A 24,450-nucleotide genomic window follows, 5' to 3' on the forward strand; every position below is an offset into this window, starting at 1 on the left:
GCCCCTGCCGTTAAGCAGGGAATATCTGTCTTAGTATTACCAAATTTAAGAAGTAAAACTTGTAACAAAATATGTATATACGACAGAAATATCTTTACTATCTACATAAGCAAAATGTAGATAGTAACACGAAAGAGTGGGTTTCCCCACTCTCTTTTTCACAAAATATACATGACATGGTTATCTCGGTTTATAGTATACCATAGCAAATGTTGATTTGCAAAGATTTTTCCTACCTATTAGAACAGTGACAATTGGTTTTGATCCGGTAAATCTCCTAGACAACCTTGACCATCTAAATACTCAATAATCGTTTTAGAAACCTTACTGCGCTGCTGTAAGTCTTCTTTTGATAAGAAATCACCATTTTTACGAGCTTCAACAATACTGAAAGCTGCGTTTGTACCAAGACCGGGAACTGCATTAAATGGAGGAATTAAAGTATCCCCATCAATTATAAATTCGGTTGCATGCGAGCGGTATAAATCAACCTTTTGGAATGAATAACCACGCTCACACATTTCAAGTGTCATTTCTAGTACCGTTAATAAACTCTTCTCTTTCGGTGCTGCATCCAATCCTTTTTGTGCAATCTCATCAATTTTTACACGTATGGATGCTGAACCTTTCGCCATCGCCTCTACATCAAAGTCATCTGCACGAACTGTAAAATATGCCGCATAGAATAAAAGTGCGAAATGTACTTTAAAGTATGCAATACGTACAGCCATAAGTACGTAAGCAGCCGCATGGGCTTTAGGGAACATGTACTTAATCTTCTTACATGAATCAATATACCAACCTGGTACATTGTTATTTCTCATTTCCTCTTCCCATTCTTCAGGTACACCTTTACCTTTACGCACCGACTCCATGATTTTGAAGGCTAATGATGGATCCAAGCCTTGATAAATTAAATATACCATGATGTCATCACGACAACCGATAACTTCACTCAGTGTACACGTACCGTTATAAATTAATTCATTCGCATTACCTAACCATACATCTGTACCATGGGACAGTCCAGAAATTTGGACAAGCTCTGAAAACGTCGTTGGTTTCGTTTCTTCTAACATTTGTCTTACGAATTTCGTACCAAACTCTGGTATACCAAGTGTACCTGTTTTACAGTTAATTTGTTCTTCCGTTACCCCTAAAGATTCTGGACCAGAGAAAATTTTCATTACTTCTGGATCATCCGTTGGGATTGTTTTCGGGTCAATACCACTTAAATCTTGAAGCATACGAATAACAGTCGGATCATCGTGTCCTAATATATCAAGTTTCAATAAATTATCATGAATTGAGTGGAAGTCAAAGTGCGTTGTTCTCCACTCAGCACCTATTGAATCAGCCGGAAACTGAATTGGTGAAAAGTCAAAGATATCCATGTAATCTGGTACAACGATAATACCACCTGGATGCTGTCCGGTCGTACGCTTTACACCTGTACATCCTGCAACTAAGCGATCAATCTCTGCATTTCGAATTGTTAAGTTATGATCATTAGCATAACCTTTCACATACCCATAAGCGGTTTTTTCCGCAACCGTACCAATTGTTCCTGCGCGGTATACATAATCTTCACCGAACAGTAATTTCGTATAGTTATGGGCGCGTGGTTGGTATTCTCCGGAGAAATTCAAATCGATATCCGGTACCTTATCCCCTTTAAATCCAAGGAACGTTTCGAAAGGAATGTCATGGCCATCTTTCACATATGGAACATTACATGTTGGGCATTCTTTATCTGGTAAATCAAAACCAGAACCTACAGAACCGTCATTAAAGAACTCTGATTGTTTACACTTTGGACATACATAGTGCGGTGGTAATGGGTTTACTTCTGTAATTTCCATCATCGTTGCAACAAATGATGAACCTACCGATCCACGCGAACCTACTAGATAACCGTCCACTAACGATTTTTTCACAAGCTTATGTGAAATTAAATAAATAACGGCGAATCCATGTCCAATAATACTTTTCAATTCTTTTTCCAAACGAGCTTCTACAATTTCCGGTAGTTCATCTCCATAGATACTTCTTGCCATTATATAGCTCATATCACGTGTTTCATCATCAGCACCTTCAATTTTCGGTGTGTATAAATCATCTTTTACTGGACGAACATCACCAATTAATGATGCGATTTTGTGTGTATTTGTCACAACAATTTCTTTTGCTTTGTCTTCACCTAAGAATGAAAAACAATCTAGCATTTCATTTGTTGTACGGAAATGTACAGGCGGTAATGAATGGCGATTTAACGGATTAGCTCCTCCCTGCGAACTGACTAAAATTTTCCGATATATCGCGTCCTCTGGATCTAAATAATGCACATTCCCAGTAGCAACAACTGGCTTATCTAACGTCTCACCTAGTTTTACTAAGTTAGAAATTATTGTTTTTAACTGTCCTTCATCTCGAACGAGTTCACGTTCCACTAAATGACGTAACACTTCTGGAGGCATAACCTCAATGTAATCGTAAAACTGTGCAATTTCTTCTACTTCTTCAGGCGCTTTTTGCATCATAGCTTCAAACACTTCACCTTTGTCACAAGCTGTCCCTACTAAAATGCCTTCGCGATATTTTTTTAATAGTGATCGTGGTACACGTGGTACACGATAAAAGTAATTCAAGTGAGAATATGAAACAAGTTTATATAAGTTTTTCAACCCAACATCTGATGTGGCAAGTAACGTCATATGACTTGGACGCCCACGTTTATACGCATCCCCTTGTCCCATACTATCGTTTAGTTGATCGTGATATTCAAATCCCTTTTCAATCACATCTTTTAACATCTTCACAAGTAAATATCCCGTTGCTTCTGTATCATAAATCGCACGGTGATGTTGCGTTAATTCAATATCAAGCTTTTTACACATCGTATTTAATCGATGATTTTTCATTTCTGGGAATAAGAACCGTGCAAGTTCTAACGTATCAATAACTGGATTTTTCGTTTTTTCTATCCCAGCCTTTTTAAAACCTACGTTAATAAAGCCCATATCGAAGCTTGCGTTATGAGCAACAAGTGTATGGTCACCCATCCATTCCTCAAACTTTTTAAACACTTCGTCCACTTCTGGTGCATCAGTTAACATATCATCTGTAATACCTGTTAATTCAATAATCGTCGCCGATAATGGTTGATGAGGATTTGCGAAAGATTCAAAGCGATCAATAATTTCTCCACCTTTTACCTTTACAGCAGCTAACTCAATGACTGTATCATATACAGCAGATAACCCTGTTGTCTCAACGTCAAAGACAACATATGTTTCTTCTGCAAGTAGACGATGTGCTTCGTTATATGCTATCGGCACACCATCATTAACTAAATTTGCTTCTACACCATATAGAACTTTAACTCCAGCCTTTTTACCAGCAGAATATGCTTCTGGGAACGACTGTGCAACAGCATGGTCTGTAACTGCAATAGCCTCATGCCCCCATTTTCCAGCTTGGGCAACGAGCTTAGAAACAGAAGTAACAGCATCCATTTGACTCATTGGAGTATGAAGATGAAGTTCTACTCTTTTTTCCCCTTCTTTTGCTTTATCTTTACGAGAAGGTCCCGTTATTTCATTTATATCATTTGCGATCATAACTAAATCACGCACGAATGTATCATTTTGAACTGAACCACGCGCTTTTACCCAAGTTCCTTTTTTCAAGGATTGTAACATCGGGATATCTTCTTTATCACGTGAGAACATCTTAATCATAATAGAGTCCGTATAGTCAGTTATCTTTAAAGTTAATAATGTACGTCCACTACGAAGTTCTTTCGTCTCTACATGGAAAACATACCCTTGAACGGTTTTTCTTCTTTCTTCATCTTGAATTTCACGCAGCGGCGTAATCTCTTCATCTGGCTTAATAAGATAACCAAGCACAACTGGTCCTTCGTGAACAACATCACTTTCTTCAGCTTGCCTTTTAGCCATCTCTTCCATAGCCTGTATAACTCGTTGACGATCTTCTTCCTGTGTTTGCTCACGAAACTTTTGCATTTCTTCTGCATTTTGCTTTATATGTGTGTCTAACTGAAAACGCGGGAATCCAAAAGCTTCGTATTGATCACCTACTGGTTTCGCAACGTTTTTCTTTAAAGTAGTAGATTCCAGCTCATTATTCACATTTAATAGCAACTTCACGCCATTGACCTGCGGAAGTTGCTTCTTTAAGTACGCGAACATAGGTGAAAATGTAATTCGTTCTGTACAAAGCGGCCAATATGCCTTCACTTCTTCTTCTGTAAATTGTTTATTCTCTGCTTCTAATGCAAATGTTGTTCTTGCAATATGAGAAAATGATTGCTTAAGCTTTGTTTCTAGCAACTCATATAATTCTGTCGGCAAAATACGTGGCACTTGTAAGTCAAAATGCCAACTTTTATTCGCTTTATCAATAACTAGCTTTTCAATACCACCGCCATGTAAATATTGATTTATAAGGTCTTCTGGTATTTGCAACTGTTGGAGCAAAATTTGAAATCGCTCTTGTTGTTCATTTGTTAATGACATAAGCACTCTCCTTCCATTTGCTATTATAAATTGAAACGTACTACAAAGAAAGATTTCTTCCTTCTTCTTTTACAAAATACGTTTACAAAGAAAGAGAAGGTACCTCATTACGAGGTACCTCTTCTTATTTTAAAATATTAGCAATATATGTTTGAAGTTCTTCTACTTTCACTTCTTCAGACTCGCCTGTAGCACGTACTTTCACTTCTACAATACCTTCATCTGCTTTTTTACCAACTGTAACACGAACTGGAAGGCCGAATAAATCTGCATCTGCAAATTTAACACCTGCACGTTCTGCACGATCATCTAGTAATACTTCGTATCCTTGCTCTTGTAATGAGTTATAGATATTTTCACCCATTTCACGTTGTGCATCAGATTTCATATTTACTGGAATTACATGCACATGGAACGGTGCAACAGATTTTGGCCAAACTAAACCATTCTCATCATTAAACTGCTCTGCGATTGCTGCCACTGTACGAGATACACCGATACCGTAACAACCCATAATAAGTGGTTTTGTTTTTCCGTTTTCATCTAGGAACGTTGCGTTCATTGCTTCACTATAACGAGTTCCTAATTTGAATACATGACCAACTTCAATTCCACGTGCGAAAAGAATTGTTCCATTTCCATCTGGAGATTGGTCTCCTTCTTGGATGAAGCGTAAATCTGTATATTGACTTACTTTAAAGTCACGTTCTGGATTTACATTTACATAATGGAACCCTTCTTCGTTCGCTCCTGAACATCCGTTGACAATTGATGCTACAGCATGGTCAGCGATAATTTCGATATCCCCTGTAACACCAATCGGTCCTAAAGAACCTACTTCACAGTTTAATAACTCTTTTATTTCTTCATGTGAAGCAAGCTCAACGACTGAAGCTCCGTATACATTCTTCACTTTTACATCATTGACTTCATGATCGCCACGAACAAGTACTACTACTAATTTCGCATCTACTTTAAACACCATAGATTTAATGCATTTTTCCGCTGCGATATTTAAGAATGCAGATACTTCTTCAATAGCTTTTTGATCTGGAGTTGCTACTTTTTCAAGTGCTTTTTCGGCTTCATCGCTCTTCGTATACGTAGCAACAACAGGAGCCATTTCAATATTTGCCGCATAATCAGATGTATCAGAATACGCAATTGTATCTTCACCTACATCAGATAACACCATAAATTCGTGTGTATCTTTTCCACCCATTGCTCCAGAATCAGCGATAACTGCACGGAAATTCAAACCACAACGAGCAAAGATATTAGAATACGCTTTGTATAAACCGCTATATACTTCATCCAAACTTTCTTGTGTTGCATGGAAAGAATACGCATCTTTCATTAAAAATTCTCTTCCGCGTAATAAACCGAAACGTGGTCTTTGCTCATCACGGAATTTTGTTTGAATTTGATATAATGTTAATGGTAGTTTTTTGTATGATTTAATTTCATCACGTACAAGATCTGTAATTACTTCCTCATGAGTTGCCCCTAGCGCAAACTCGCGAGCATTACGATCTTTCATACGCATTAATTCTGATCCGTAAGAATACCAACGACCTGATTCTTGCCATAATTCAGAAGCTTGCATAGCTGGCATTAATAGTTCTACTGCCCCTGCGCGCTCCATTTCTTCACGAACAATACGTTCTACTTTGTGTAACACTTTTAAACCAAATGGTAGAAAACTATAAATACCAGAAGCATTTTGACGCATAAACCCTGCGCGAAGTAATAATTGATGACTCTTAATTTCAGCATCTGCTGGAACTTCACGTAATGTAGGACTGAATACCATACTTTGTTTCATTTATTCGCACCTCTTCATTTTACTCTTACACGCAATAAAATCCCTCACCTCGAGTTAGGTGAGGGATTTTATTCTATGAGCTCTATTTCATTATAAACTTCTTCTTATTTTACAAGAAAAACTTACGGATGTCATTCCATGTTACAACTAACATAAGCAACATTAATAATGCAAACCCAATAAAGTGAACCATTCCTTCTTTTTGACGATCAATTGGTTTTCCTCGTAATGCTTCAATTAAGAAGAAGAACAAACGTCCACCGTCTAAAGCTGGGACTGGTAATAAATTAAATAAACCAAGGTTAATACTTAAAACTGCCGCTAAACTTAGTACACGCGTAAATCCATAATCTACAACTTGATCTGTTAGATTATAAATTCCTACTGGACCTGACAACTCATTAATAGAAAATTGACCCGTTACTAATTTCACAAGAGAATCAAAAATTAGTTTCGTCCATTCGTATGTTTGTTCAAACCCTGATTTAATAGAACCCATCACTGTTTTCTCTACAGGAGAATAAACACCAATTCTACCAACTTCGTCTTTTCCTTCTTTATCAAGCGTTGGTGTTACTTTCACATTAAATTGCTCACTATCACGCTTTACATGTAACGTAATTTCTTTATTTGGGTTTTCACGTACAATCGTTACAACATCTTTCCATGTACTAGTGTTTTTCCCATTGATTGCTTGAATTGTATCGTTTTCTTTTAATCCAGCTTGTTCTGCAGCACTATTCTCCATTACTTTTCCGACCATTGGTTTGTCAACAGGAACTCCTTGTACAAATCCAAGAATCACAAAAATAACAAATGCTAGAATAAAGTTCATTGCAGGACCTGCAAAGATTGTTAGAGCACGTTGGCCCAATTTTTTAGAGCCAAATTGTCTATTGTACGGAGCGATTTGAATTTCTTCTCCCGCAGAAATGATACGAGCTTTTTCATTTACTCGGAATGTTTGCAGCTCTTCCTCGTACTCTTCATAACCCAAAATTGTAAGATTATGCTCTAAATCAGCTTGTTCGACTTCAATGACACGAACATTTGGATATTTTTCATGTCCGTCAAAAACTAATTTCACAACTTCGTCTTTTTCATTTAATACAAGTCCAACCTTTTTTCCAGGTTTTAACTCAACTGTGTCCGCATCCTCGCCAGCCATTCTTACATAGCCACCAAGGGGCAGTAATCGAATCGTATACACCGTTTCATTCTTTTCAAATGAGAATATTTTCGGACCAAAACCAATCGCAAACTCGCGGCACAAAATACCTGCTCTTTTTGCGAAATATAGATGCCCTAGCTCATGGAAAAATACGAGTGCACCGAAAATTAATATAAAGGCAATCGCTGTATTCAATTCCATAACCACCTTTGCTAAATTTGTTCCATCACAAACCGTCTTGTGGCTGCGTCAATTTCCTGAATTTCCTCTAAGCTCGGACGTGCAATGACAGTGTGATGGTGCATTGCTTTTTCAATGAGGTCTTCCACTGTTAAGAAACCAATTCTCTTTTGTAAAAAAGCTTCAACAGCTACTTCATTTGCCGCGTTCATTACAGCCGGCATACTTCCACCTGTCTTTCCAGCTTCATACGCAAAACGTAGACAACGGAAACGCTCTTGATTCATTTTCTCAAAATGCAATGTTCCCATTTCCCATAAATTTAACTGTTTCGTGTCTGAAAGAGGCAATCTATCAGGATATGTAAGCGCGTATTGAATCGGTACTCGCATATCAGGTGAGCCAAGCTGTGCCATTACACTACGATCTTCAAATTCAACCATAGAATGAATAATACTTTCTTTATGTAGAACAACATCGATTTGCTCATAAGGGATACCAAAAAGCCAGTGTGCTTCAATTACTTCTAGCCCCTTATTCATCATTGTAGCAGAATCAATTGTAATTTTCGAACCCATTGACCAGTTTGGATGACGAAGTGCATCTTCTACGGTCACTTGATGCAATTCATCTCTCGTTTTATCACGAAAACTTCCGCCTGAAGCAGTTATAATTAAGCGAGAGATTCTTTTTTCATTTTCACCATTCAAGCATTGAAAAATAGCTGAATGTTCACTGTCTACTGGAAGTAACGATACATTATGTTTTCGTGCTGCTTCCATTACAAGATGCCCTGCAGTTACTAACGTTTCTTTATTTGCAATTCCAATTGTTTTTTTCGCCTCAATTGCGCGGAGTGTCGGTAACAACCCTACGCTACCTACAACAGCATTCACTACAATTTCTGTATCTGGGTGCAGCGCTACTTCTAATAAGCCTTCGCTACCATATACTACTTTTGTATTACCAGAAACAGCTTGTAATTTTAAAACATCTTCCTCTCTTTGCACAGAGACAATTTGCGGGGAAAATTCTTGAATTACCTTTACTGCATAATCAACATTTTTCCCTACAGAAAAAGCAACGAGACGGAATTGGTCTGGGTGCGAGCGTAACACATCTAATGTTTGTGTACCGATTGATCCGCTTGCACCTAGTAAACTAATGTTTTTCATGACTCCAACCCCTCGTTCATTTATTAATTGTATTGTAATAAGAAGTATAGAATTGGTAACACAAATAACCAACTATCTGTTCGATCTAAAATACCACCATGTCCAGGTAAAATTGTACCTGAATCCTTTACACCATAATGGCGTTTAAATGCAGATTGCACTAAATCACCAATTTGTCCAAAAATAGAAATGATAATCGTCAGAACGATTAAAACTCCTACATTCGCTTCAACTGGGAAGAACATATTGTAAACAAGTGCAACAACAATTCCACAAACAATACCGCCTAATGAACCTTCAATCGTTTTATTCGGACTAATTTCTGGCCATAATTTTCTTTTTCCAAATGCTTTCCCTATGAAATATGCACCTGAATCAGTTGCCCATATGACAAATAGTGCACAGAACACATATTTGATTCCTAATATTCTCGTTTCATTTAAATATAAGAATCCCATTCCAACATATGTCGTTGCCATAAGTAAAAATGAAGCATTGTCAAAAGTAAATGTATTCTTAGAAAGGACTGTATATGATAAAAGTAATAAAACAATCACAAATGTGATTTCTAATTTACCTAACCCAATCCACGTAAACAGTTCTGATGCACTACTCGGAATTAAAATAATCCACAATAATACTGCAGCTAAAACTGTTGGTACCGAAATAAGCGTAAGCTTGTTCATACGAATTAATTCATATAAACCTATAGAAGCAAGTGCATACACTAAAACTGTAAAAGGCACGCCACCGTAAATTACGATGGGAATGAATAGCGCGGCAGCAATCACTCCAGTAATAATTCTCTGTTTCACTACCAAACCCTCTCTTTCTACACGCCTCCGAATCTGCGCCCTCTATGTTGAAAGTCTGTAATCGCATTCAGCAAATGTTCCTCGGTAAAATCTGGCCAATACACATCTGTAAACCAAAATTCCGAATAAGCAATTTGCCATAACATGAAATTACTAATACGTAGCTCTCCGCTTGTACGGATTAACAACTCTGGATCAGGTAAAGAACTCGTCATTAAGTAAGAAGAAATCTTTTCTTCACTTATTTCTTCCGAACGAATTTTTCCTTCCTCACTATCTTTCATCATATGTTGCACAGCAGAAACGATTTCATCTCGACTTCCATAGTTTAACGCGAAATTAAGAATTAATCCCGTATTCTCTTTCGTATCTTCCATGGCTTTTTCCATCGCTCTGCGCGTATGCGTAGGAAGACGATCTTTTTGCCCTATTACTCGGACTTGTACGTTTTCTTCAATCAACTCTGGTAAAAATGCACCTAAAAATTCTTCTGGAAGCTTCATCAAATAATCAACTTCTTTTTTCGGTCTTTTCCAGTTCTCAGTCGAAAAAGCATAAAGAGTTAATACTTTCACATCAAGCTTACTTGCAAATTTTGTGATTTTCTTCACAACTTGCATACCTTCATGATGACCAGCAATGCGAGGCATGGCTCTTCTCTTTGCCCATCTTCCATTACCATCCATAATAATAGCAATATGTTCTGGGATATATCCTTTTTTCACTTTTTCAATGAGATGATCAAACGATGTGACCTTTTTACTTTTAAAAAAAGGAAACTTTTTAAACATCATTCATACCCTCCAACAAGCAGACGTATGCCTAAAAGTGTAAAAAGACCCCCTTAAGAAGAGGGTCATATTTGCGAAATTATCGCTATTACACTTCCATAATTTCTTTTTCTTTGTTTTTTGCGATTTCGTCAACTTTTGCAATATATTTATCTGTTTCTTTTTGGATATCTTCAGTATATCCTCTTAAATCATCTTCTGTAATGTCGCCAGCTTTTTCAAGCTTCTTAAGGTCATCATTACTGTCACGACGTACGTTACGAACAGCAACTTTTGCTTCCTCAGCATATTTCTTCACAACTTTTACAAGATCGCGACGACGCTCTTCTGTTAATGCAGGAAATGCAATACGAATTACAGTTCCATCATTAGAAGGGTTTAAGCCTAAATCTGCTTTTAAAATTGCTTTTTCAATATCACCGATAGAAGTTTTATCATAAGGTTGAATTACAAGCAAACGTGCTTCTGGAACTGTAATGTTCGCTAATTGCACAACTGGTGTTGGTGCACCATAGTAATCAACTTGTACCTTATCTAATACAGACGAGCTTGCACGACCAGCGCGAACTGTTGCTAATTCACGAGAATAAGCAGCAACTGCTTTTTCCATTTTTTCATTTGAAGACTTCAATACTTGTTGTCCCATAATTTATTTCCCCCTTACAACTGTTCCAATATTTTCGCCTAAAACGGCACGTTTAATGTTACCTTTTTCCATAACCGAGAATACAATTAATGAAATATCATTATCCATACATAAAGAAGAAGCTGTAGAATCCATTACACCTAAACCTGCTTTTAATACATCTAAGTAAGTAAGTGTTTCGTATTTCGTAGCTGTTGGGTCAATAGATGGATCTGCACTATATACGCCATCCACATTATTTTTCGCCATTAAAATAACGTCCGCTTCGATTTCAGCTGCACGTAATGCTGCTGTTGTATCTGTAGAGAAGTATGGGTTACCTGTACCTGCAGCAAAGATAACAACACGTTTTTTCTCTAAGTGACGAATTGCTTTACGACGAATGTAAGGCTCTGCCACTTGACGCATCTCAATTGAAGTTTGTACGCGAGTTTGAATTCCAATATTCTCTAAGCTATCTTGAAGAGCTAATGAATTCATAACTGTTGCTAACATGCCCATGTAATCTGCTCCTGCACGATCCATGCCCATTTCACTTCCAATTTTCCCACGCCAAATGTTACCGCCACCAACAACAACAGCAACCTCTACATCAAGTTCTGCAATTTCTTTCACTTGTTCCGCAACTGACTTAATAACAGCTGGGTTAATTCCAAATCCTTGCTCGCCAGCTAAAGCTTCTCCACTCAGCTTTAAAACGACACGATTATATTTCGGTTTACTCATAATGAACCTCCAATTGCTTACATCTTTATTTTAAAAAAGGGAACACAATGTGTTCCCTAATCTGTATTAGTTGTTACCTTTTACTTGGTTCATTACTTCTTCAGCAAAGTTGTCTTCGCGTTTTTCGATACCTTCACCAACAGCGTAGCGAACGAATCCTTTTAATGTTCCGCCTTTAGACTCAACGAATTGACGAACTTTCATGTCAGGATTCTTAACGAATGTTTGGTCAAGTAAGCAAATCTCTTCAAAGAATTTGCCAAGACGGCCTTCTACCATTTTCGCAACGATTTTTTCAGGCTTGCCTTCGTTTAAAGCTTGTTGTGTTAATACTTGACGCTCATGCTCAACTTCTTCAGCTGTTACAGCATCGCGGTCGATGTATTTAGGGTTAACTGCTGCGATGTGCATTGCTACATCTTTAGCAGCTGCTTCGTCAGTAGAACCTTCAAGAACTGTTAATACACCAATACGTCCACCCATGTGTAGGTAAGCGCCGAATGCATCAGCATCAGTTTTTGATACGATTTCGAAACGACGAAGTGTAAGTTTTTCACCAATTTTAGCGATTGCTTCGTTGATGTGCTCTTCTACTGTTTTGCCGCCTTCGATTGTTTGAGCCATAGCTTCTTCAACGTTAGCAGGTTTGTTAGCTAATAAGTGAGCAGCTAATTCTTTAATTAACGCTTGGAAACCTTCGTTTTTCGCAACGAAATCAGTCTCAGAGTTTAATTCTAAGATTAAACCTTCGTTACCGTTTGTTTCGATGAAAGTTAAACCTTCAGCAGCGATGCGGTCTGCTTTTTTAGCAGCTTTCGCAATACCTTTTTCACGTAAGAAGTCAATTGCTTTCTCCATGTCGCCGTTAGTTTCTGTTAAAGCTTTTTTGCAGTCCATCATACCTGCGCCAGTTTTTTCGCGAAGTTCTTTTACCATTTGTGCAGTGATTGCCATATTTTTCATCCTCCTAAAATATGTATTTATACCTTTTATAAAGGTGTTTATACCTTAAAAAAGGTGATAAAAGGCCGAACCCCTTATCACCTTTCCAAATTTGTTACGCAGTAACAGTTTCTTCACCTTGTTTTGTTTCAAGGATCGCGTCTGCCATTTTAGATGTAAGAAGTTTTACAGCACGAATTGCATCATCGTTTGCTGGAATAACGTGATCGATTTCGTCCGGATCACAGTTTGTATCAACGATACCGATGATTGGAATGTGTAATTTGCGTGCTTCAGCAACTGCAATACGCTCTTTACGAGGGTCTACTATGAATAATGCACTTGGAAGACCTTTCATATCTTTAATACCGCCTAAGAATTTCTCAAGACGCTCTAACTCTTTTTTAAGTTGAACAACTTCTTTCTTAGGAAGTACTTCGAAAGTACCATCTTCTTGCATTCTTTCGATATCTTTAAGACGCTTGATACGCTTTTGGATTGTTTGGAAGTTTGTTAAAGTTCCACCTAACCAACGTTGGTTAACGAAGTACATACCAGCACGAGTTGCTTCTTCTTTAATAGCTTCTTGTGCTTGTTTTTTAGTACCTACGAATAAAATGTCTCCACCTTCAGCAGCGATGTCACGCATCGTTCTGTAAGCTTCCTCAACTTTTTTCACAGTTTTTTGTAAGTCGATGATGTAGATACCGTTACGCTCTGTGAAGATGTAACGCTTCATTTTTGGGTTCCAACGACGAGTTTGATGTCCGAAATGAACACCAGCTTCAAGCAATTGTTTCATAGAAATTACTGACATAATTTAGTTCCTCCTAAATGGTTTTTTTGATATCCTCCGTTTACTTCATCTCTAAGCGAAACTACGAACGTAGCACCAACACTTAAATCAGTAAACGTGTGTACTTTGTACTGACACCACTGCTTACTATATCATACTGAAATATTACAATCAAGTCGAAAATGCGAACAATGTAAAACTTTCTTTTTTTCACGCTCAAATCCTAGTATTACCAACCTTCAATTCCTTTAAGCAAGGAATTGAAGGTTAATTAATAGTTTTCTAATGAATGTTGTCATGACGCCTTACGTAAGCAAAATCATTCACTTAAAAAAACAAAAAACTCTCCTCAAGCGAGGAGAGTTTTTTTATAAATTAGTTTGTTTTTAATTTAGCAAGTTCCTGTAGAAACTTGTCGTTTAGCACTTTAATGTATGTTCCTTTCATACCTAAAGAGCGAGACTCAATAACACCAGCACTTTCTAATTTACGTAGTGCATTTACGATTACCGAACGAGTAATTCCTACGCGATCAGCAATTTTACTTGCAACAAGTAAACCTTCTGTTCCATTTAATTCTTCGAAGATATGCTCGATTGCTTCTAACTCACTGTAAGATAATGAGCTAATCGCCATTTGAACAACAGCTTTACTACGTGCTTCCTCTTCGATTTCTTCTGCTTTTTCACGTAAGATTTCCATACCTACAACAGTTGAGCTGTATTCAGCAAGAATTAAATCATCGTCTAAGAACTCTTGACCAAGACGAGCTAATACTAGTGTACCTAGACGCTCACCGCCACCAACGATTGGTACGATTGTAGTTAAACCTTGACCGAATAATTCTCTATTTTCTACTGGGAATGCTGTGTAGTCACTATCCACACCTAAATTTGAAGATGTTTCTGTAACATTGAATAAACTTTGCGTATACTCTTCTGGGAATTGACGCTCTGCAAGCATGTGCTTCATACGTTCGTTTTCGATTTGTTGGTGAATCGCATATCCTAATAATTTACCGCGACGACTTACAACGAACACGTTCGCTTCAATTACTTCACACATTGTGTCAGACATCTCTCTAAAGTTTACAGGCTTTCCTGCTGCGCTCTGTAATAACGCATTTAATTTTCTCGTTTTTGCTAATAATTCCATTTCAAAATTTCCTCCTACATGTTACTTACATATTTTTTCATCACTTGGAAACTAGGGCGAGTCACCTGATGACACTATTACAAAATAAACTGGCTCACATCTTTATTTTTAGCTATTGTCGCTAATTTTTCCTCAACATATTGAGGTGTTATCGTTATTTTCTCTAACGTAATTTCAGATGCCTCAAACGATAAATCTTCAAGGAGCTTCTCCATAACAGTATGAAGTCTTCTCGCTCCAATATTATCTGTATCCTGATTAACTTGATAAGCAATCTCAGCAATCTTACGAATAGCTTCGTCTGAAAATTCAATTTCTATACCTTCAGTCGCTAATAACGCCGTGTACTGTTTAATTAGCGCATTGTCAGGCTCGATTAATATTTTAACAAAATCATCCGCCGATAATTTTGTTAATTCTACTCGAATCGGAAATCTCCCTTGCAATTCCGGAATTAAATCCGACGGTTTAGACATATGGAACGCTCCAGCTGCAACAAATAAAATATAATCGGTTTTTACTGATCCGTATTTCGTTGCTACATTCGATCCTTCTACAATCGGTAAAATGTCACGTTGCACACCTTCACGCGATACATCTACGCTATTCGACTGCTTACCAGCAATTTTGTCAATTTCATCGATAAAAATAATCCCGAGCTGTTCAGCACGATAAACAGCCTCTTGTGTAACTTCATCCATATCAATTAAGCGCTGTGCCTCTTCATTTGTCAAGAGTTTTCTTGCTTCTTTTACAGAAAGTTTACGTTTTTTCGTTTTTTTCGGCATGATACTTCCTAGTGCATCTTGGAAATTCATTCCCATTTGTTCCATGCCAGTTCCTTGCAACATATCAAACATAGAAGACTGTTGTTCCGTCACTTCGATTGATATCACTTCATCTTCAAGAAGGCCTGCCGCAAGCTTTCTTTCCACATCTTGACGTTTCTTTTCGATTTCATCATCTTCCTGTGCATCAGATGTTTGGTTTGAATTTTGATTACCACCAAAAAGCATTTCTAATGGATTTTTAAATCCAGATTGCTTCTCCGGACTCGGCACTAAAATTTCAACAAGACGTTGATTCGCTTGCTCTTCTGCTTTATCTTGAACTTTAACTACCATTTCCTCTTTCACAATGCGAACAGACGTTTCAACAAGGTCACGGACCATCGACTCTACATCTCGACCCACATATCCAACTTCTGTAAATTTCGTCGCTTCAACCTTAATAAAAGGTGCTCCAACGAGTTTCGCCATTCGCCGTGCTACCTCTGTTTTACCAACACCTGTCGGTCCAATCATTAAAATGTTTTTAGGTGCAATTTCATCACGTAAATTTTCAACTAATTTACTGCGACGGTATCGATTTCGTAGAGCTACAGCAACCGCTTTCTTTGCATCTTTTTGACCGATGATGTATTGATCTAATTTTTCCACAATTTGACGCGGAGTAAAATGTAAATGCATATAAAATGCCTCCCTTACGATTCTACAATTCTTCAACAATTATGTTGTGGTTCGTATAAACACAAATATCGCCTGCAATTTCTAAACTGGCCTTCGCAATTTGTTTCGCTGTTAAATGTTCACTTGCATGTTGCTTTAAAGCACGACCAGCAGCAAGTGCATAATGTCCGCCTGAACCAATTGCTAAAATACCATCATCTGGTTCAATCACTTCTCCTGTACCTGAAACAAGGAGCATCGTTGTTTTATCCATGACAATGAGCATTGCTTCTAGCTGACGTAGCATTTTATCACCACGCCATTGTTTCGCCATCTCAACTGCAGCGCGCTGCAAGTTGCCATTATACTCTTCTAATTTTCCTTCAAACATTTCAAAAAGAGTAAATGCATCAGCAACTGATCCTGCAAAACCAGCTAAAACTTTCCCTTGGAAAAGTTTGCGAACTTTGCGAGCTGTATGTTTCATTACAACAGCATTTCCCATCGTTACCTGACCATCTCCAGCCATTGCACATTCTCCATTATGATGAACTGCAAATATCGTTGTAGCGTGGAAATTTCCCATAGAAAAAACTCCTTTATATGTTTTTATAGCCTTAAAAGCAATTTATGCCCGCGGGTGATGCTTCATGTACACAGAACGCAATCTTTCTTTAGAGACATGCGTATAAATTTGTGTGGTTGACAAATTCTCATGACCTAATAGCTCCTGCACAGTACGTAAATCCGCTCCTTCATCCAACATATGTGTAGCAAATGTATGCCTTAACATATGGGGACTTATCCGCATTGTAAGTGAAGCTTTCTTAATGAGTTCGTTCAAAACATAACGTACACCCTGATCTGTTAACGGCTTACCTTTCGCATTTAAAAATACCATATGAGATTGTTCTTCAGTCTTTTGAGCTAACTGTTTTCTCCCGTTCTCTATATAAGTAATTAAAGCATCTTGTGCATAGCTTCCGAACGGAATATATCTTTGTTTTTTCCCTTTTCCCATCACTAAAATTGTTCCCACTGCAAAGTCAATGTCGGTAAGTTGCAAATTAACGCATTCGCTTACACGAATCCCAGTTGCATACATCAACTCTAATAAAGCTTGATTCCTTTGACCTAATGGTGCCCCTGTATCAGAAACTTCAAACAATTCCTCTAACTCTTCAGCATATAAAAACTTTGGGATTGACAATTCTTTCTTGGGAAGTGACGCAAGTGCAAACGGATTATCTTTTTGATAACCTTCACGCATCAAAAAACGATATAAACTTCGTAAGCTTGATACTTTCCTTGCGACAGATTTACGGGCTAACTTCTGATCGTGCAACGTCGTCAAGTATAAACGAACATCCGCGTATGTAACATCTAAAAAAGAGGATATGCCTTCTCGCTCCATAAATTGCACAAAATGTTCTAAATCATTTTGATAACTTGCAATTGTATATTTTGAATAATTTCTTTCAATTTGTAAATATCCAACGAATAATTGTAACAATTTCTTCACATTCACATCCATATAATTCACCTCAATAAAGGCTACTAAATCGTATCACAACTTAGTAGCCTTTGCAAGAAATTTAATTAAATATTTACAAAATTTTGAATTGTTTCCAAAGCGCGTGTAGCATATGCTTCATTTCGCTCTTGTTTCTTTTTAATTTTCTTCTCTAACGGTGTAAATAAACCGAAGTTTGCATTCATTGGCTGGAAGTTTTTCGCATTTGTCGCAGTAATATAATTTGCCATACTTCCCATTGCAGTTACAGGTGGTAATACAACTGGCTCTTCACCTTTTACAAGTCGAGCAGCGTTAATACCCGCTAATAATCCTGATGCTGCTGATTCAACATAACCCTCTACACCAGTCATTTGACCAGCGAAGAATAAATCATCACGTTGTTTATATTGATATGTTGGACGAAGTAAATTAGGCGAATTAATAAACGTATTACGATGCATTACACCATAACGTACAATCTCTGCGTTTTCTAGTCCTGGAATTAGCTGTAACACTTCTTTTTGTGGCCCCCACTTTAAATGTGTTTGGAAGCCTACAATATTATATAATGTTCCTGCTGCATCATCTTGACGTAATTGAACAACCGCATACGGTGTTTTCCCTGTTTTCGGATCTTCTAACCCAACAGGCTTCATCGGTCCAAATACTAACGTCTGTCTTCCTCTACTTGCCATAACTTCTACTGGCATACAACCTTCAAAGAAAATTTCTTTTTCAAATTCTTTTAAAGGCACTGTCTCAGCAGCAATTAAAGCCTCATAAAAACGATCAAACTCTTCTTCTGTCATTGGACAGTTTAAATATGCCGCTTCACCTTTATCATAACGGGATTTTAAATATACTTTATTCATGTCAATGCTGTCTTTCTCAACGATTGGCGCTGCAGCATCATAGAAATAAAAATAATCTTCACCTGTTAGTTTTTTTAATTGTGCAGAAAGATCCGGAGACGTAAGTGGACCTGTCGCGATAACAGTTGGTCCCTCTGGAATTTCAGTGATTTCCTCATTCATTACAGTTACGTTCGGATGATTTTTCACATATTCAGTCACTTTCGCCGCGAATTCATGACGGTCTACAGCTAAAGCACCTCCTGCTGGTACAGAGCACTCATCAGCTGCACGAATAATGACAGAATCCATTAGACGCATTTCTTCTTTAATAACACCAACAGCATTTGTCAATGTGTTTGCGCGAAGTGAGTTACTACATACTAATTCAGCAAATTTATCTGTATGATGAGCTGGTGTTTGCCTTACTGGTCTCATTTCATATAATTTTACTTGGACACCACGCTTTGCAATTTGGTAAGCTGCTTCGCTTCCTGCAAGACCTGCGCCAATGACGTTTACTACTTGTGTTGTCATATATATCACCTTTCCTTTTCTTCCCGAAAAAAATGTGAGCAGTTACGCTCACATTTGTTGTTCTTCTTCATAATCACACGAAATACATTGTACTTGCACGCCTTTTTTTAACTTTTTCTCTACGAGCATACCTTCACACTTCGGACATTTACGACCAATCGGCTTATCCCAAGATACAAAGTCACATTCTGGATACGTACCGCATCCGTAGAAAAGGCGTTTCTTTTTATTACTACGGCGTTCAATAATTTGCCCTTTATCACACTTCGGACAAGTAACACCGATTTCTTTTACAATCGGTTTTGTATTACGACATTCCGGGAAATTTGAACAAGCCATAAACTTCCCATATTTACCCATTTTAAAGACCATCGGGTGACTACATAATTCACAGTCTTCCCCAGCTGGTTCATCTTTAATTTCCACTTCACGCATTTCTTTTTCCGCTTTTTCTAAGCGCGGTTCAAATCCTACGTAGAAATCATCAACAATTTTCACCCAATTTGCATTTCCTTCTTCTACTTCATCAAGGCTTTGCTCCATATTGGCAGTAAATTCAATGTTAATAATTTCTGGGAAAAACTCTAAAATAAGTTCGATTACTATTCCACCAAGCTCAGTCGGAACGAAGCGTTTATTATCTAAAGCAACGTATCCTCGTTTTTGGATTGTTTCAAGTGTCGGTACATAAGTAGACGGTCTCCCAATTCCAAGCTCTTCAAGTGTTCTTACTAGACGAGCCTCTGTGTAACGCGGCGGAGGCTGTGTGTAATGTTGCTTTGGTTCTATATCTTTTGAAAATACAGTTTCACCTACTTCTAACGGTGGCAACATCTTATCCTTTTCTTCCGCACCATCATCTTTCGACTCTACGTACACTTTCATAAATCCTGGGAACTTTACAACTGATCCACTTGCACGGAACTGAACATTGTTATTAATGAGTTTCGCTGTAACAGTATCCATTATAGCAGATGCCATTTGACTTGCAACAAATCGCTCCCAAATCAGTTTATACAAACGGAGTTGATCACGACTTAAGAAACTTTTTAGTTCCTCTGGCTTTCTCATTACCGAAGTAGGACGAATCGCCTCATGCGCATCTTGTGCTTTCGACTTTTTCGTTTCTTTCCTCTTCTCTGTTCCTATGTATTCCGCACCAAACGCCTCAGTAATGTAATCACGAGCCTCTGTTTGAGCTGTTTCTGAGATACGTGTTGAATCAGTTCTCATATACGTAATAAGACCTACAGTCCCTTGTTTTCCAAGATCTATCCCTTCATACAGCTGCTGTGCAAGCATCATTGTTTTCTTTGCTCGCATATTTAACTTACGCGCTGCCTCTTGTTGCAAGGAAGATGTTGTAAACGGTAATGCAGGGTTACGCTTTCGCTCTTTTCGCGTTACATTTTCAACCGAAAACGCATTGTCTTTCATCTTTTCGATTATTTCGTTCACTTGTGCTTCGTTCGTTAATTGAACTTTTTCACCATCTACACCGTAAAAGCTTGCTTCAAATGTGTCTTTCCCTTTCACAAATTCTGTTTTAATTGTCCAGAATTCTTCAGGTTCAAAACTTTGAATTTCTTTTTCACGTTCGATGATTAAACGAACTGCTACAGATTGTACGCGTCCTGCACTTAATCCTTTTTTTACTTTCTTCCATAATAAAGGACTAATATTGTAACCAACAAGACGATCGAGTATACGCCTTGCCTGTTGTGCATCTACTAAATCCATATTAATTGCACGAGGATATTTAAATGATTCTTTTATTGCATCTTTTGTAATCTCATTAAATACAACTCGGCAATCTGATTCAACGTCCACATTTAACGTATTTGCTAAATGCCAAGCAATTGCTTCTCCTTCACGATCCGGATCGGCCGCGAGATAGACTTTCTTTGCTTTTTTTGCCGCTGATTTTAAATCTTTTAAAACGGGACCCTTACCACGAATGGTAATATACTTCGGAGTGAAGTTATTCTTTACTTCTATCCCCATTTGGCTTTTAGGTAAATCGCGGACATGTCCCATGGACGCGACGACTTTGTATTTTTTCCCTAAATATTTTTCAATGGTCTTCGCCTTAGAAGGCGACTCCACGATTACGAGGTAATCTGACATGCTAGTGCCTCCTTAAGAGGTGGATTCAAGTCTTCATCAATCTTATTGATTTCTCTTGTTTTTGTCAATCAAGAATGAATATACCATACAGCGACAATCTACCATTTGTCAATAATTGTTTAATAAAAACATAAAAATATATGGTTAATTTAAAATTTCTTCAAGGATATCCTCCGCATTTCTTACTAGCTTGGCGCCTTGTTGAATTAGATGATTCGTTCCCGCTGCACTCTCTATAAATATAGGTCCAGGAAGCGCAAACACCTCTCTATTTTGTTCTAGCGCAAGGTCTGCAGTAATAAGGGATCCACTTCTCGTTTTTGCTTCTACAACTAAAACACCTTTACTTATACCGCTAATAATTCGATTTCTTTTTGGGAAATACCATTTTTTCGGCACATAATGGGGCGGATACTCTGTCAATAACAATATATAATCTTTCCACGTGTCATATAAACCTCTATTCTCCTTTGGATACATATAAGATAATCCATGTCCTAATATTGCAATGGTCGGGCAATGCTGCCTTACTGTAACTTCATGAGCAATTGTATCTATCCCTCTTGCAAACCCACTAACAATAAGCCATTCTTTTTCAAGTAAAGGTTGTAAAATAAACTTCATACTCTCCTTTCCATATAAAGACGGTTCTCTCGTTCCAACAATCGCTAATTTATTTACTTTATTTAGAAAATCTCTTTCTCCTTTTCCGTATAAAACAAAAGGGGGATCTTGTATTTCTCGCAGTAATTGTGGATAGTCCTTATCCCATATTGTTATATAAAATATTTTCTTTTTTTCTAACTGGGATACATATTGTTGGAGATTTGAAATTTGAAGAAAATTTACTAGTTCTAAAGATTTTTCCGAGGATATTCCAGCGTAATATTCAAATTGTTTCGGACTAAAAGTGTATATTCCCTTCAGTTCTGGATCAACATATAGTAGTCTCTCCATCGCCTTCCAATGATCCGCCAACATGTAATGAAGGTGCAATAAACGTTCTCTTTTCATCTCAATTCTCCTTACCCATAATTTTTATTATGTAAACAAAAAATGTGTAAAAAGACACCCTCTAATAAGAAGGTGTCTTTCAAAAAGATTAGTAGTTTTTACAAGTCTCAAATAATCCCTTTTCTTTTAAAACAGAGATTAATGTTTCACCCATAACAGCTGGTGTTTCCGCTACTTTAATACCACAAGCTTCCATTGTTTTAATCTTTTCAGCAGCAGTTCCTTTGCCGCCAGAAATGATCGCCCCAGCATGACCCATACGTTTGCCTTCAGGCGCTGTTTGACCACCAATGAAGCCTACAACTGGTTTTGTCATATTAGCTTGTACCCATTCTGCTGCTTCTTCTTCTGCCGTACCGCCGATTTCACCAATCATAATTACAGCATGCGTTTCTTCATCTTCATTAAATGCTTTTAACGCATCAATAAAGTCCGTACCGTTAACAGGGTCTCCCCCGATACCTACAGCAGTAGATTGGCCAATACCTTCTTGCGTTAACTGATGTACAGCTTCATACGTTAATGTACCAGAGCGAGATACGATACCAACATGACCTTTTTTGTGAATATATCCTGGCATAATACCAATTTTACATTCGTCAGGTGTAATGACACCAGGGCAGTTTGGTCCAAGTAAACGTGTATGTTTACCCGCCATATATCTCTTTACATTTACCATATCTAATACAGGGATTCCTTCAGTAATACATACTACTAAATCAACCTTTGCATCAACAGCTTCCATAATTGCATCAGCCGCAAAAGCGGGTGGAACGTATACAACTGAAGCGTTTGCGCCTGTTGCTTTCACAGCATCTTCTACTGTATCAAATACTGGTACGCCTTCAATATCAGTGCCACCTTTACCTGGTGTTACACCACCTACAATTTTCGTACCGTATTCAATCATTTGCTTTGTATGGAATAACCCTTGAGAACCTGTAATACCTTGAACAATAACTTTTGTATCTTTATTAACTAATACGCTCATTTTTCTCCCCCGCTTTCTATTAGCCCACTAGTGAAACAATTTTTTGTGCACCGTCTGCCATAGATTCTGCTGCAACAATATTTAAACCAGACTCATTTAAAATTTTCTTTCCTAGCTCTACGTTTGTACCTTCAAGACGTACAACTAAAGGCAACTCAAGACCTACCTGCTTCGTCGCTTCAATAACACCTTCTGCGATAACATCACACTTCATAATGCCACCAAAAATGTTAACGAAGATACCCTTTACATTTTTGTCAGAAAGGATAATTTTGAATGCTTCTGTAACTTTTTCAGCTGTTGCGCCGCCACCAACATCTAAGAAGTTAGCCGGGTCACCATGGTAATGTTTAATGATATCCATTGTAGCCATTGCTAAACCTGCACCATTAACCATACAACCGATATTTCCATCTAAAGGAATGTAGTTTAAATCATATTTAGAAGCTTCAATTTCTTTTGAATCTTCTTCTTCAAGATCACGAAGTTCTAAAATGTCTTTATTGCGATATAACGCATTAGAATCAAAGTTTAATTTTGCATCTAACGCCATAACTTTACCGTCACCTGTTGTAACAAGTGGATTAATCTCAGCGATAGAGCAATCTTTTTCGATAAACGCACTGTATAAGCCCATCATAAACTTCACAGCTTGTCCTACAAGTTCTTTTGGAATATTGATGTTAAACGCGATTCTACGCGCTTGGAAACCTTGTAAACCTACTGCTGGATCAATATATTCTTTAAAGATTTTTTCAGGCGTTTTTTCTGCTACTTCTTCAATTTCTGTTCCACCTTCTTCAGATGCCATTAAAACAACTTGAGAAGTTGCACGATCTAATACAAGACCTACATAATATTCTTTTTTAATATCGCAACCTTCTTCGATAAGTAAGCGTTTTACTTCCTTACCTTCAGGACCTGTTTGATGCGTCACAAGTGTAGTTCCTAAAATGCTTTCTGCATATGTACGAACTTCTTCTAAATTTTTCGCAACTTTTACACCGCCAGCTTTGCCGCGTCCACCAGCGTGAATTTGCGCTTTAACTACACATACTTCCGTTCCTAATTCTTTCGCTGCTTCTACAGCTTCTTCTACTGTAAATGCAACCTTCCCGTTCGGAACGCTAACCCCATAGCTTCTAAGGACTGCCTTACCTTGGTACTCATGGATATTCATGGTCCCATCCTCCCCTGTTTTCC

General features: G+C 37.7%; 19 protein-coding genes. All 19 read right to left on the bottom strand.

The annotated features are described in order from the left end of the window. Positions 1-239: 239 nt before the first annotated feature. The 19 genes from AC1DS7_RS23880 to sucC all read right to left on the bottom strand — a co-directional run bounded on the left by AC1DS7_RS23880 (position 240) and on the right by sucC (position 24,427). On the bottom strand, positions 240-4,541 hold the full coding sequence (locus AC1DS7_RS23880; RefSeq protein ID WP_002033677.1) for a PolC-type DNA polymerase III: 4,302 nt from the start codon (positions 4,539-4,541) through the stop codon (positions 240-242). 124 nt (positions 4,542-4,665) lie between these two features. Continuing rightward, complete coding sequence (locus AC1DS7_RS23885) at positions 4,666-6,366, bottom strand: proline--tRNA ligase (RefSeq protein ID WP_002142912.1); 1,701 nt, start codon at positions 6,364-6,366, stop codon at positions 4,666-4,668. 109 nt (positions 6,367-6,475) lie between these two features. Beyond that, entirely contained in the window at positions 6,476-7,732 is a 1,257-nt protein-coding gene (rseP, locus tag AC1DS7_RS23890) for an RIP metalloprotease RseP (protein WP_002088169.1), read from the bottom strand. A gap of 17 nt (positions 7,733-7,749) precedes the next feature. Continuing rightward, positions 7,750-8,892: a 1-deoxy-D-xylulose-5-phosphate reductoisomerase gene (gene dxr, locus AC1DS7_RS23895; RefSeq protein WP_002014547.1), complete on the bottom strand. Its 1,143-nt coding sequence runs from the start codon at positions 8,890-8,892 to the stop codon at positions 7,750-7,752. Between the two features lie 23 nt (positions 8,893-8,915). Beyond that, a complete protein-coding gene (gene cdsA, locus AC1DS7_RS23900) occupies positions 8,916-9,707 on the bottom strand; it encodes a phosphatidate cytidylyltransferase (protein WP_002088171.1) in 792 nt (263 codons plus the stop codon). A 17-nt stretch (positions 9,708-9,724) separates the two neighbouring features. Further along, positions 9,725-10,501 (bottom strand): isoprenyl transferase, encoded by a 777-nt coding sequence (locus AC1DS7_RS23905; protein WP_002014545.1) that lies wholly within the window; start codon positions 10,499-10,501, stop codon positions 9,725-9,727. Positions 10,502-10,586: 85 nt separating this feature from the next. Next, a complete protein-coding gene (frr, locus tag AC1DS7_RS23910) occupies positions 10,587-11,144 on the bottom strand; it encodes a ribosome recycling factor (protein ID WP_000531506.1) in 558 nt (185 codons plus the stop codon). A 3-nt stretch (positions 11,145-11,147) separates the two neighbouring features. After that, positions 11,148-11,870: a UMP kinase gene (gene pyrH, locus AC1DS7_RS23915; protein WP_002014544.1), complete on the bottom strand. Its 723-nt coding sequence runs from the start codon at positions 11,868-11,870 to the stop codon at positions 11,148-11,150. 66 nt (positions 11,871-11,936) lie between these two features. Beyond that, positions 11,937-12,824, bottom strand: coding sequence for a translation elongation factor Ts (tsf, locus tag AC1DS7_RS23920; RefSeq protein WP_002088177.1), 888 nt, complete (start codon positions 12,822-12,824; stop codon positions 11,937-11,939). Between the two features lie 103 nt (positions 12,825-12,927). Beyond that, positions 12,928-13,629: a 30S ribosomal protein S2 gene (rpsB, locus tag AC1DS7_RS23925; RefSeq protein ID WP_002088178.1), complete on the bottom strand. Its 702-nt coding sequence runs from the start codon at positions 13,627-13,629 to the stop codon at positions 12,928-12,930. A 354-nt stretch (positions 13,630-13,983) separates the two neighbouring features. Next, positions 13,984-14,763 carry a GTP-sensing pleiotropic transcriptional regulator CodY gene (gene codY, locus AC1DS7_RS23930; RefSeq protein WP_002014541.1) on the bottom strand — a complete coding sequence of 260 codons (780 nt, stop codon included), beginning with the start codon at positions 14,761-14,763 and terminating at the stop codon, positions 13,984-13,986. A 77-nt stretch (positions 14,764-14,840) separates the two neighbouring features. Further along, positions 14,841-16,232 carry an ATP-dependent protease ATPase subunit HslU gene (gene hslU, locus AC1DS7_RS23935; RefSeq protein ID WP_002014539.1) on the bottom strand — a complete coding sequence of 464 codons (1,392 nt, stop codon included), beginning with the start codon at positions 16,230-16,232 and terminating at the stop codon, positions 14,841-14,843. A 22-nt stretch (positions 16,233-16,254) separates the two neighbouring features. Continuing rightward, positions 16,255-16,797, bottom strand: a complete 543-nt coding sequence (hslV, locus tag AC1DS7_RS23940) for an ATP-dependent protease proteolytic subunit HslV (protein ID WP_002014538.1) — start codon at positions 16,795-16,797, stop codon at positions 16,255-16,257. Between the two features lie 42 nt (positions 16,798-16,839). Next, the gene (gene xerC / locus AC1DS7_RS23945; RefSeq protein ID WP_078175468.1) at positions 16,840-17,739 is read right to left on the bottom strand and encodes a tyrosine recombinase XerC; all 900 of its coding nucleotides are present in this window, start codon (positions 17,737-17,739) and stop codon (positions 16,840-16,842) included. Between the two features lie 71 nt (positions 17,740-17,810). Then, positions 17,811-19,115: an FADH(2)-oxidizing methylenetetrahydrofolate--tRNA-(uracil(54)-C(5))-methyltransferase TrmFO gene (gene trmFO / locus AC1DS7_RS23950; RefSeq protein ID WP_002014534.1), complete on the bottom strand. Its 1,305-nt coding sequence runs from the start codon at positions 19,113-19,115 to the stop codon at positions 17,811-17,813. Positions 19,116-19,163: 48 nt separating this feature from the next. Next, complete coding sequence (gene topA / locus AC1DS7_RS23955; RefSeq protein ID WP_002088184.1) at positions 19,164-21,242, bottom strand: type I DNA topoisomerase; 2,079 nt, start codon at positions 21,240-21,242, stop codon at positions 19,164-19,166. Between the two features lie 144 nt (positions 21,243-21,386). Further along, complete coding sequence (gene dprA / locus AC1DS7_RS23960) at positions 21,387-22,256, bottom strand: DNA-processing protein DprA (protein WP_215588454.1); 870 nt, start codon at positions 22,254-22,256, stop codon at positions 21,387-21,389. Between the two features lie 88 nt (positions 22,257-22,344). Continuing rightward, entirely contained in the window at positions 22,345-23,247 is a 903-nt protein-coding gene (gene sucD, locus AC1DS7_RS23965) for a succinate--CoA ligase subunit alpha (RefSeq protein ID WP_002033796.1), read from the bottom strand. Between the two features lie 19 nt (positions 23,248-23,266). Continuing rightward, the gene (sucC, locus tag AC1DS7_RS23970; RefSeq protein ID WP_002014529.1) at positions 23,267-24,427 is read right to left on the bottom strand and encodes an ADP-forming succinate--CoA ligase subunit beta; all 1,161 of its coding nucleotides are present in this window, start codon (positions 24,425-24,427) and stop codon (positions 23,267-23,269) included. Between the last annotated feature and the right edge of the window lie 23 nt (positions 24,428-24,450).

It is taken from the genome of Bacillus sp. P4_E1 (genome assembly GCF_056401715.1).